This window comes from Shewanella fodinae (genome assembly GCF_014651955.1).
GTDB classification, from domain to species: Bacteria; Pseudomonadota; Gammaproteobacteria; order Enterobacterales; family Shewanellaceae; genus Shewanella; species Shewanella fodinae.
Map to the genome: position 1 here is coordinate 14,798 of NZ_BMXW01000022.1, position 11,832 is coordinate 26,629.

The 11,832-nt window shown below is 46.8% G+C and carries 11 protein-coding genes; 3 read left to right on the forward strand and 8 right to left on the reverse strand.

Annotation, left to right across the window (positions count from 1 at the left end; genetic code table 11):
• Positions 1 to 65: 65 nt before the first annotated feature.
• The 4 genes from IE064_RS15660 to IE064_RS15675 all read right to left on the reverse strand — a co-directional run bounded on the left by IE064_RS15660 (position 66) and on the right by IE064_RS15675 (position 4,393).
• On the reverse strand, positions 66 to 248 hold the full coding sequence (locus IE064_RS15660; protein ID WP_133038610.1) for a DUF3545 family protein: 183 nt from the start codon (positions 246 to 248) through the stop codon (positions 66 to 68).
• A 179-nt stretch (positions 249 to 427) separates the two neighbouring features.
• Positions 428 to 2,065, reverse strand: a complete 1,638-nt coding sequence (gene pgi, locus IE064_RS15665) for a glucose-6-phosphate isomerase (protein WP_189618678.1) — start codon at positions 2,063 to 2,065, stop codon at positions 428 to 430.
• Between the two features lie 31 nt (positions 2,066 to 2,096).
• Positions 2,097 to 3,050, reverse strand: a complete 954-nt coding sequence (tal, locus tag IE064_RS15670; protein WP_189618679.1) for a transaldolase — start codon at positions 3,048 to 3,050, stop codon at positions 2,097 to 2,099.
• A 224-nt stretch (positions 3,051 to 3,274) separates the two neighbouring features.
• Positions 3,275 to 4,393 (reverse strand): OmpA family protein, encoded by a 1,119-nt coding sequence (locus tag IE064_RS15675; RefSeq protein ID WP_189618680.1) that lies wholly within the window; start codon positions 4,391 to 4,393, stop codon positions 3,275 to 3,277.
• 822 nt (positions 4,394 to 5,215) lie between these two features.
• Here IE064_RS15675 and IE064_RS15680 point away from each other — a divergent pair.
• Together IE064_RS15680 and yaaA are read left to right on the forward strand one after the other, a co-directional pair.
• Positions 5,216 to 6,685, forward strand: coding sequence for an alanine/glycine:cation symporter family protein (locus IE064_RS15680; RefSeq protein WP_189618681.1), 1,470 nt, complete (start codon positions 5,216 to 5,218; stop codon positions 6,683 to 6,685).
• 99 nt (positions 6,686 to 6,784) lie between these two features.
• The gene (gene yaaA / locus IE064_RS15685; protein WP_189618682.1) at positions 6,785 to 7,558 is read left to right on the forward strand and encodes a peroxide stress protein YaaA; all 774 of its coding nucleotides are present in this window, start codon (positions 6,785 to 6,787) and stop codon (positions 7,556 to 7,558) included.
• A gap of 55 nt (positions 7,559 to 7,613) precedes the next feature.
• Here yaaA and IE064_RS15690 read toward each other — a convergent pair whose 3' ends face one another.
• Positions 7,614 to 7,985 (reverse strand): hypothetical protein, encoded by a 372-nt coding sequence (locus IE064_RS15690; RefSeq protein ID WP_189618683.1) that lies wholly within the window; start codon positions 7,983 to 7,985, stop codon positions 7,614 to 7,616.
• A 146-nt stretch (positions 7,986 to 8,131) separates the two neighbouring features.
• Positions 8,132 to 8,857, reverse strand: a complete 726-nt coding sequence (locus IE064_RS15695; RefSeq protein WP_189618684.1) for a hypothetical protein — start codon at positions 8,855 to 8,857, stop codon at positions 8,132 to 8,134.
• Between the two features lie 427 nt (positions 8,858 to 9,284).
• Here IE064_RS15695 and IE064_RS15700 point away from each other — a divergent pair, with 427 nt between their 5' ends.
• The gene (locus IE064_RS15700) at positions 9,285 to 10,004 is read left to right on the forward strand and encodes a DUF554 domain-containing protein (protein ID WP_229800102.1); all 720 of its coding nucleotides are present in this window, start codon (positions 9,285 to 9,287) and stop codon (positions 10,002 to 10,004) included.
• Between the two features lie 502 nt (positions 10,005 to 10,506).
• Here IE064_RS15700 and IE064_RS15705 read toward each other — a convergent pair.
• A complete protein-coding gene (locus IE064_RS15705) occupies positions 10,507 to 11,052 on the reverse strand; it encodes a GNAT family N-acetyltransferase (protein WP_189618685.1) in 546 nt (181 codons plus the stop codon).
• A gap of 119 nt (positions 11,053 to 11,171) precedes the next feature.
• Positions 11,172 to 11,828 (reverse strand): 3-oxoacid CoA-transferase subunit B, encoded by a 657-nt coding sequence (locus IE064_RS15710; protein WP_133038601.1) that lies wholly within the window; start codon positions 11,826 to 11,828, stop codon positions 11,172 to 11,174.
• Positions 11,829 to 11,832: the final 4 nt, after the last annotated feature.

Consider the following 11,832-nt stretch of genomic DNA (forward strand, 5'->3'; position numbering starts at 1 on the left):
GACGTTGAGGCTTGCAGTAACAACAAGGCCATGGTGTAAACCATGGCCTTACATTTTTCAGCATACTAAATCAGGAGAGTGTCTAAATCTGCATCAAAGCTGCTGTCAATTTCCTTAAGCTCCCGCATCAAACGGTGTTTTTCCTTTAACGCTTCAATTTCCCGCCACTTACGTTTCTTGGAGTTGCGAGAACGGCCGGGTCTTTCTTCCACGTGGTCAAGCGCACTACCATAATCTAACTGATCCATGGCAACCTCCTGTTGTTGTATGTTTTGTCAGCACTTAAATAGCATATTTGCTGAACAGGGTGCAAGTTAAATGTTTCCTCAGTGTTAAAACTGTAAGACATTTGGATGACAGTTAACAGGATGGGCATTGTGCTGAAAAAAGACCGGCACTGTTGGCCGGTCATAATGGATTGAATGAACTAGATTTTTTGCTGTCGGAACAGGTTGATTAAGGCGTTGCTGGAACTGTCTAAAGCTGTACATGCTTCTGTTGCGGCAAGGCGTGACAACACGTCATTACCGAGGGTTTTGCCAAGTTCCACACCCCATTGATCGAAAGAGTTAATATCCCATATAGCGCCCTGCACGAAGGTACGATGCTCATATAGCGCTATTAATGCTCCCAGGGTTTCCGGCGTCAGTTTATTCATTAAAATAGTGTTGCTGGGTTTATTGCCCGCCATTTCCTTATGTCTAGCCAGCAGTTGTTTCTCGGCTTCAGGCAGCGAACTATCTTGTAATTCTGCTAACGCCTCTGCGTAGGTTCTACCACGCATCAATGCTTGAGTCTGACCAAAACAGTTAGACGCCAGTTGTTGATGATGAACCCCTAAAGGATTATGGCTCTGCAGCGGCAATATAAAATCGGCGGGTATCAGCGCAGTTCCCTGATGTAACAACTGATGATACGCATGTTGTCCATTGGTGCCTTCGCCTCCCCAGATCACCGGACCGGTGGTGTAATCGACGGTTTCACCACTAAGAGTTACCGATTTACCGTTGCTTTCCATATCCAGTTGCTGGAAGTACGCGGGTAATCCTCTAAGGTAATGATCATATGTCAGTACCACATGTGACTGAGCCCCTTGGAAGTTGTTATACCAGACAGCTAATAACCCCATGATTACGGGAAGGTTTTGTGACAAAGGTGTCGCTGCGAAGTGTACGTCCATGGTTCTGGCACCTTTAAGCAACGCCAGAAAGTTATCCATACCTATCAGCAATGCAATCGGCAAACCGATAGCGGACCACAAAGAATAGCGGCCTCCAACCCAATCCCACATCGGGAAGATATTGTCGGCATCGATACCAAATTCGGTGGCCTTTGCCACATTAGAGGTGATGGCCGCAAAATGTTTGGCAACATCCGCCTGCGTATGGCCTTGTCCCAAAAACCAAGATTTTGACGACAGCGTGTTGGTGAGCGTTTCCTGCGTCCCAAAAGATTTGGATGACATCAGAAATAAGGTGGTTTCTGGTGCCAGCATTTTGAGCTTATCACTGAGGCAGCTGCCATCCACATTGGCGACAAAATGGCAGTTGAGTTTGCCGTTCCAATAGGGTTTTAGTGCTTCAGAAATGATTTTGGGCCCGAGAAATGAACCGCCAATGCCAATCGCCACCACATCGGTAATCTTTTGTCCGGTACAACCACGCCATTTGCCACTGTATAGTGCTTCAATAAATGCAGCCATTTTGGCTAACGTTGCCTGTACTTCAGGCACCACATTGACGCCATCCACTCGAATGTCTGCATCGGCTGGTGCCCGCAATGCGGTATGCAGTACCGCACGTTTTTCGGTAGTATTTATTGGTTCACCGGCAAACATAGCGGCAATTTTATGTGGTAATCCGCTATTTTCTGCCAGCTGCAACAGTAATTGCATGACTTGAGCATCAATACGGTTTTTTGAATAGTCCAGTAACAAACCGCAATCTCTCGCGGAGAATTTGCTAAAGCGTTGTGGATCTTCAGCAAACAACTGTCGCATATGCGGTAGCTGTTTGCTCAATCCCTGTAGTGTTTGCCAAGTAGATGATTGTGTCAGCTTGCTCATGAGATAACCTTGTCGTCCGTTGATGGGGTTGTCAGACGAGTTTGGCTGTTAGCATCTGTTCCAGCTTGCCCTGATCGATGGCAAAGTTGCGGATGCCTTCAGCGAGTTTTTCAACTGCCATAGCGTCTTCATTCAGCTCCCAACGGAATTCTGCTTCGGTCATTGGCGTTGGTGCCGCTATGGTTTCTGTGGTTGGAGAGAGTTTGCGGGTGATAGTCACATCGCTAGTCGCCAGCTCTTCCAGTAATGAAGGGCCGATAGTTAATCGGTCACATCCTGCTAACTCAATGATTTCTCCAGTATTACGGAAGCTGGCTCCCATCACTACCGTGCGATAACCATGTTGTTTATAGTAGTCATAAATTTTGCTAACAGACAGCACACCCGGATCTTCGCTGGCCCGATAGTCGTGGCCTGTGCTCTGCTTATACCAGTCAAGAATACGGCCAACAAATGGTGAGATTAGAAATACCCCAGCTTCAGCACAGGCGCGAGCCTGCGCAAAACTGAACAGCAGCGTCAGATTACAGTTAATGCCCTGTTGTTCTAACACTTTGGCGGCACATATGCCTTCCCAAGTTGCCGCCAGTTTGATCAGAATGCGCGACTTATCTACCCCTGCCTGCTGATAGAGCTGAATAAGCCGTTGCGCTTTGGCAATCGATGCATCGTTATCGAAGGACAAGCGCGCGTTAACTTCTGTAGAAATGCGACCGGGAACCAGTTTTAGGATCTCGACCCCAATATTGACCGCGAGCTTGTCTGCGGCATCTTCCAGTCGGGTAGCGGGATCTTGGCTCTGTGCTTTAGCCCAAGCAATGGCATTATCAATTAATCCGGCATATTCCGGGATCTGTGCGGCCTTGAGAATTAATGACGGGTTAGTTGTTGCGTCTTCCGGCTGGTAACGTTTGATTGCTTCAATATCGCCGGTATCTGCCACTATAGTGGTCATGGATTTTAGCTGCGTGAGTGTGTTAGCCATAAGGTAATATCCTTTACTCGGTGTGCTCTCAATATCGCTTAGTACCTATTAGAAGTGATTTCGCTCCGTCTTGCCAATTCACAATGAAAAATAATTACAGTAAGCGCAAAAAAACAGCAATTTCTAAAATTACACAAAGATTGTGGTGCTAGCCAGCTAACGGCTGACATTCCTCTTGAAAATAAAAAAGCCGCTGGTAAAGCGGCTTTTGTAGTAACGCAAGCTTATTTCAGCAGTGGCTGTTTATCTTTAAAGCTCATATGGGCTTCTATGCGACGGTTAACTTCATTCGCTTCTGCAGAAGAACCCTGCATCAGTGGCTGAGTTTCACCATAGCCTTTAGCGGTAATACGAGAAGCGGCAATACCATATTTGTCGACCAGAATTTTAGCTACTGCGTCGGCACGTTTCTGAGATAACCACAGGTTATAACTGTCTTTACCCGGCAGTGAGGCGTGACCGGAGATTTCCAGATCAGCTTTCGGGTACTTATTCATAAATTTGGCAACTTTTTCGATGTCTGCCATAGATTCTGGTTTTACCACAGATGAGTTGTTATCAAACTGTGCAGCAATTTTCAGCGTTTCCAGTTTTTCCACGTAGATGGAACAGCCTTTGGCATCGACTTTATGGTCCGTTGGGGTATTTGGACACTGATCGAGATCGTCTGTCACACCATCATGGTCGCTATCGAGAGGGGCAGCGGCAACTACTGGTTCTGGAGCAGGTTGAGTTGCTGGTGCGGGTTTGCTGTAACCAAAACGATAGCTCAGTTCCAACCCCCAATAATTGCTTTCCATGTCGAGGGTGTTCCATTTGTCTTCGTCGAGGTTTTCATAACGACGATATTTGGCCTGCAGTTTGAGGTTTTCGGTCAAGTTGTAACCAACACCAACACCGAAGTAAGGGGCAACACCGCTATCGCTGTAGTAATGCGCACCATCCTGTTGTTTGTTGGAAATCAGATAATTCATGGCGCCAGCTTCGGCAGATAGCGCCCAATCTTTGGCAAATGGCCAGAAACCGACAAGTCCTAAGGTCGCGCCACGGACACCTGCGTCGTTTCTGATATTAGCGTAGTCCGTCCATTCAGCGCGGCCCAGATTCCGGTAACCTAGCTCTACACCAAAATAGTCATTGAACATGTAGCCGCCAAAGATATCCCAAGCATAGGGGTCATCTTCGCCACAGGTTTTCATGGTTTTCTGGTCACAGTTCGGTTCGTAGTTGTTGACACCCACACCCGCACCTACATACCAAGGAGTCAGTTCCTGTTCTGCTGCGGCAGCGGCAAATGGTAATGCCGATACCATTAACAAAGCAGTTAATTTTGTGTTCATCATCTTCTCCATGTCCTTTGAAGTTGTTAGCTGTATATTCAGCCTTGATGGGATAATTCCCGTCGTTAGGAGTTAACTGCCAAAATTATCTAGCTTGGGAAGCAAATTTTCCACCTATGCCACAAAATTCCCCTCAATTATGATTAAATTGATCATAAATTGTAAATAAATAGTTAATTATAAAAATATAGAGGGTTAATTTCAGCTGGTTATCTACACAATAGTTTTTAACGCTGATGTTAATACCAATTATTGAACACTTGTCTGGCATATGGCTTTAAGTGTGAGTAACAGAATTTTCTCATTTATTTGATGGTGATAGGTTGTTCTTGTGGTGAGTCCATATTGATATTTCATGAATTTATAATAATTCGCACTAAATAAAGACTATTTGTAAGTTTTCTATAATGAATTGGCGATCTGCTTAGTGATAATCCTTATCGTCAGTGTTTATCTGATAACTGGCTTTGACAGGTTTGTACTAAGGCTTTTATTTAGGGTAGATTGAATACGCTGCCAAATAGAGCAGTTGCTGATAAATACTGTGTATTGTGTAGTTCATGAACCAGTCAGTTATCGCATTCTTATGCAAATGGGGAATTTGCAGAGATTATAAAAATATAATTAAAACAATATGGTGGTTGCGATTTCGTGATGATCCCTATAATGACAATGTCGTGTCGATGTGGCTATTGCTAGCGGCGACATACAGTGTTGACCATCGTTCGCACCAGTTGTCTATTTTGTTTGCATCGGGAGGATGTCTTTGGTCGCATCGGTGGTGTAGTAGCGAATATATGCCGTTGTTACCATTGAGTTAAGCGCATGGTTGAAACGATTGTTAATTTTCTGAATTCCCTGTTATGGGGAAAACTGTTGGTTTATGCGCTGGTTGGCGCCGGTTTGTATTTCACTATCAGGCTATTGTTTATTCAGATAACTCATCTGGGGCATTCCGCCAAAATTATGATGACTAGCCGCGAAGGATGCAGCAGCGGCCTATCATCTTTTCAAGTGTTTTGTACCAGCATGGCAGCGAGAGTTGGCGCCGGAAATATGGCGGGGGTTGCCGTGGCTATTAGTACCGCGGGGCCCGGCGCTGTGTTCTGGATGTGGATTATTGCGTTGCTTGGCATGGCGACTGCCATGGTGGAGTCTACGTTAGCTCAGGTATATAAAGTCAGAGATAAAGACGGTCAGTTTCGTGGTGGTCCTTCCTATTATATGGAAAGAGGATTGGGACAGCGCTGGATGGGCATACTTTTCGCTGTATTTCTGATCATTTCATTTGGCCTAGTTTTTAACGCTGTGCAAGCCAACACCATTACTGGTGCGTTGACGAAAGTGTTTGGCTGGCAACCCGTGTGGACGGGGGGCTTGCTGGTTGTGGGCAGTGCGCTAGTGATTATGGGTGGGCTACGTAAAGTGGCTCGCGTGTCAGAAGTTATCGTTCCGGTGATGGCCTTGGCGTACATTGCTATCGCGTTGGTCGTGGTCGCCTTGAATATCAGTCAATTGCCTGCAATTTTACTGATGGTGGTCAAAAGTGCGTTCGGCTGGCAGGAAGTGGCTGCTGGTGGTGTCGCTTATACGGCATCTCAGGCATTACAGGCGGGGATTGCACGTGGGCTTTTCTCTAACGAAGCCGGTATGGGCAGCGCTGCCAACGTTGCCGCGAGTGCCTCTCCCACGCCTAACCATCCAGCATCGCAGGGATTTGTGCAGATGGTTGGTGTGTTTGTGGATACTATTGTTATCTGTAGTGCTACCGCCGCCATTATTTTGCTTTCTGGAGAATGGGGCAATGGTACCTCTGAAGATGGGATTCAAATGACCATCAACGCCCTGACTCATCATGTTGGTGCTTGGGGAGGCTTTTTTGTTGCAGGTTCGATTCTGCTGTTCTGCTTTACTTCAATTATTGCCAACTACTCTTATGCCGAGACCAATGTGTTGTTTCTTACCGGTAACAGCAGAAAGGCGGTGCTGTTGTTCAAACTAGTGGTATTGGCGATGGTGATGTTTGGTTCCGTGGCGAAAATTTCGCTGGTGTGGAACATGGCGGATCTCTCCATGGGCTTGATGGCACTGGTGAATATCCTAGCGTTGGTGCTGCTGTCTGGCGTTGCCATGCGGGTGATAAATGATTACCGCGACCAGTTGAGTGCCGGAGTCAGTCCGGTGTTTGATAAACGTAACTTTCCAGATCTACAGGCTCAAATTGATAGTGATATCTGGACTGGAGAGCCTGCAGAAGCGGTTGATAATGTTAAGGTTGCCCAGGTTAATACCTGAAATCGGTTGCCATTATCGAAAAAACCACGTGATTGCTGCGTGGTTTTTTTATTGTAGATCAGTATCATATTTACGTTAACCGCCAACACGGAGTACCTGATGCTTATTCTGATTTCCCCTGCGAAGACTCTGGACTTCGAGAACCCCGCCATTGTCACTGATTACTCCCAACCGGAGTATTTGGCATACAGCGAACAATTGATGTCGGTGTGCCGTCAGTTATCGCCGGCACAGATAGCATCGCTCATGAAGGTCAGCGATAAAATTGCTGGACTGAATGCGGCCCGCTTTGCTCAATGGCGGCCACCTTTTACTACCGCGAATGCCAAACAGGCACTGTATGCTTTTCGTGGCGATGTTTACAGCGGACTTGATGCCGATTCTATGTCGGAGAGCGTGGTTCAGGCGGCCCAACAACATCTGCGCATTCTGTCAGGGCTCTATGGGCTATTAAAACCGCTTGATCTGATGCAACCTTACCGCCTGGAAATGGGGATCCCGCTGGCAACGGCGCAAGGTGCTAATCTTTATCAGTTTTGGGGCGATGTGATCACTGATGGTATTAATCAGGCACTGCAGCAACAGGGTGATGACGTGATAGTTAATCTGGCATCGAATGAGTACTTTAAAGCTGTGAGACCAGCAAAATTACAAGGGCGCTTAGTCTCTCCAGTATTTAAAGATGCTAAAAATGGTCAGTATAAAATTATCAGTTTCTACGCTAAGAAAGCTCGCGGCATGATGGCGCGTTATCTACTGCAGCAATCGGTAACGACAATGGAAGGGCTGAAGCAGTTTAATAGCGCAGGCTATTACTATAGCGACACGCAATCGACCCCTGATGCCCCGGTATTTCTGCGGGATGAAATATAAGAAAAAGGCCACTTAAAGCGGTCTTTTGTCTATATCGTCATTTTGAGTTGCACGGTTATTTGAGCAGTGTTAACTGATCTGCGTTCTGAACGGGTAAAAGATAACGCTCGTTCAAGCGCATCACCGCGCCTGACACTGTGAGTTTCTTATTCAGAAAATAACCAGCCGGATCGACGATGCCCTGTTCTTGCAGTTGCGCAATGGCACCTGCGGTCAAGGCAAGCGATAGTGCATTGGTGTTGTCATCGTACAGATAAATAACGCCTTCATCTGCATGCCTATCCTCGCTATGCTTGATAACCATGTCAATTTCAACATTGCGGCCAATCTGGTCGAGAGCCTGCCTGCTGCTTAGGTGTTCACGGGCGCGAGCATCAATAAGACAACTGGTAATAAACAGCAATGCAATGATTATCTGCAGTATCATGACCACTCCTGTAGCAGGCAATTCAACGAGTATCAAAAGTTAACTTGTGATACTAATCACTATAATTAACGTGTTAAATACTATTGTCCAATAAAATTATCGGCAGTGCTGTGGTGTCTTTGTGGTTTGTGAACTCCGCAACTATTTTAAGGTGCTGCGCCCTGCTGCAAGCGACTACTTGCTAGATAATCTTCCAATGCGCCAGGTGTAAATTGCAGGATTTGTACTTGTGACTGTAATAGGGGCTTGGCGGCAAAATATACTTGGTGTAGTCCAAACTTGCTCAGATCTTCTGCTTGATAGCTCCATAGCCCTTTACCGGATAACTGCTGATTAAATGGCGCAACTTGTCCCATAATGGTGATTTCTTCGCGAACCCCAATGTGTCTGAAAAATGCACTTTCGCGCTGACGCCATTCAACGACAGACAGGCATTTATGCGGGTCTGCGTCTGGAATGAGAAAGGTGTACCACGGTTTATCCCAATGTTGTTGCCAGGCACCACCACTAAACCCGACCACACTGTCAGCATTCACCTTGACGCTCTTCGCGGCGGTAAAAATATAATTGGCGCAACTGCCCGCACAGATACCGCTCACTTCGAGCTCGATTTGCTGTTTGTGTACCCATTCCCCCAACATCATTCCGCCAGTGGGATTTCCCCCAGCGCTGGTGATTACCAGCCTAGAGATAGGCTCTGGGGCGTCCTCAGCTACTGCCAGTAATCGTTTGACGTCGTCGATACGAGTATCACCTTTAAAGCGTAATGTATGGGCATCTGGCATAGTAATATCTGCCTTTGGTGGCAGATGGGTGGTGCAGGCACAGCCGCCTAACAGCAGCAAAATCAGGGAACACACGGACCGATACATAGTCCCTCCTTCGGTATATGTAAAGCCAAGGACGGATGAGCGCTATTTGCGATATGAGCAAAAAATAACCATACGTAAAGATATACGCCAGTATTAATTAATAGATCGCTGAAGTAGCCCGCAATATTAGTAACAGCGTGATCTTCTTATCAAGATGATGTATCGTGATCCGATTCAAAAGTCATACATTAGATCTAGAGCATTAGTGTTTATTAACGCTGGTATTTCTGGTTCTGAGTTTATGCGGGTGCCGCAGTTGTGTGATTGTTAATAGGTAACCATGTTATTTAGCGACTGGTTCTGTTGTTGGCACCGCAATCCATTTTTAATCCAGAATTCTTCCGTATCGGCGTTGGCACACTTGCTGTGTTTATGGCTGCTGGCCTCGCCGATATTGGATGATGTTTGATTCAGGAGAACAGAAGTAATGATGCTTGGCCCAATCATCAATAGTTGCGCCATTATTGTCGGTGGTCTGCTCGGTGCCATACTGGCAAAGTACATTCCGAGGCGGTTACAGCTGGGATTACCTGCAACCTTTGCGTTGGCGTCCATCGCAATAGGCATCACCATGATCATCAAAGAACACAATCTACCTGTGGTGGTTCTGTCACTGATTTTAGGCACCGCGCTCGGAGAATTACTGTATTTTGAGGCTGGTATCAGCAAAGCTGCGGCATTTATTCAGCAGAAAATGAACCGTTTACTGCCGATGCCGAGGGGGTTGGGCAAAGCAGAGTTTTCCCAACAATTTACCGCGTTGATTGTGCTGTTTGGTGCCAGTGGTTTAGGGATTATCGGCGCCATGACCGAAGGGTTGAATGGGGATTACAAACTGTTGCTGGTGAAATCTATGATGGATTTGGTCACCGCCATGATTTTTGCTATCGGGCTTGGTCCGGGGATAATTTTAATTGCGGTGGTGCAGTTTGCTGTGCAGGCATCATTGTTTTTATTGGCAAAGCCTATTTTGCCCTATATGGATGCGATGGCATATGCGGATTTCTCTGCGGTAGGCGGCATCATAATGCTGGCGATTGGTTTGCGTATTGCCAAAATTATGAATTTTGCGGTGGTAAATTTTCTGCCCGCATTGTTTCTGGTGTTACCGTTCTCCCATTGGTGGCGGCATTTTTTCCCGGCTTAATGGCAGCGGTTAAGGCGCAGACGGCCCAATGTAATGAGCTGTCTTGATAGTAGTGACTTACTTCTGTATTCGACATATCACTTATATCGCTGTGTGTTGGTCTCGGCGGAATGGCTAAGATACCTACCGTCCTTCAGTTTGCCGTAGCTACCTAGGGGGAGGGAATGGCCATCATCTTTCCTTCCTTATTGGGCGCGCACCACCGAATTTGCTGTCAAGTGTGGAGTGAAGCAGGATCTTGCATCAATAGTCAGTTCGGAAAGATAGTCGGGTTATCGCATTAAAACGGCAGTTGCTCCTTTTTTACTCACCACTCCCTACCATCTGTCATTAGGCGCACTGTTCCCCAGGATGTTCATCTGTGCGTTTGGTGGTTGCGGTGCCTTTGCTTGGTATAACCGCAAAAAGTTATTGGTCATGCTGACAATAATTGTTGTTTGGTTGATTAAGTGGGTGTCCATAAGCAGGCATTACGCAGTTACCGTGAGTAATTGCATGCGGGTTAACCAAGCCATTCGTCTTTCAATAGCCCGTAGCAACACATATTGCGACGTTTTCCATTCACCACAAAATACTGGCGTAGAATGCCTTCCAGCTTAAATCCGAGTTTTTCAGCGATGGCTATGCTGCCCTGATTGTCGTCATTGCAACACAACGCGATTTTGTCGAGTCCAGAGGCGAATAAGCGCTCGATTAACCAACGGCAAGCCCTGGTGGTAATCCCTTGGCGCTGCCATTGTTTACCCAGCATGTAGCCAATTTCTGCCCAATTAGCATCGCGATTGATTTCCCGCACTAGCAGATAACCGGCCATTACCTCACCGTCCCAGAGCGTATAAAAAAGCGCTTCACCTTGTGACTGGCGCGTCAGATTAGCGCTAATAACAGTTTGCATCTGAGCCAAATTGTGAGTGCGACTGACAAACGGGATCACTTCTTCATAGATGTCACGATTATCATTGATATGTGCTAGAAATGCCTCCGCCTGTTGCTGTTGCAAAAGTTTCAGCATTAGCGTAGCAAAGGTCGCATGTTCAACAAGCTGCATCAGTTTTTCCCCAAGACCATCATCACGACAACAGCGTAACTGAAATAATTGTGGAAGGTAACGCCTACTGCAGTCCCACTCCAAATTGCCAACGGAGTATTTTCAGTGGCTCTTGGTGGCTAAAACACCATGGTGGCTACTTGTTGCGGAATTACCAGTTTGCCAGCGGTTTTGGCTCTGATTTCATCAATGGTCACGCCGGGTGCCAACTCCTTTAAGTGAAATGCACCATCGTGGATATGCAGTAGTGCTAGATCCGTTAGTACTGTGTTAATGCAACCGACACCGGTTAATGGCAGAGTACATTGCGGTAGCAGCTTAGAGTTACCGGCTTTATCTGCATGCATCATAGTGACAATGATGTTGCGTGCCCCGGCAACCAAATCCATCGCTCCTCCCATCCCTTTAATCAATTTACCGGGGATCATCCAGGAAGCGATTGCACCCGTGACATCGACCTCAAATGCTCCCAGTACCGTGAGGTCCACATGGCCGCCACGGATCATGGCAAAACTATCGGCGCTGGAAAAAAACGAGGCACCCTTTACGGCGGTAACCGTCTGCTTGCCAGCATTGATAAGGTCGGCATCAACCGCAGTTTCATCGGGAAATTCGCCCATGCCTAACAGGCCATTTTCTGACTGCAGCATCACTTCAATGCCTGCCGGAATATAATTGGCCACTAATGTTGGGATGCCAATGCCCAAATTGACATAATCACCATCGCGCAGTTCGCGGGCCACCCGCATCGCCATTTGTTCTCTGGAAAGTGCCATGCTG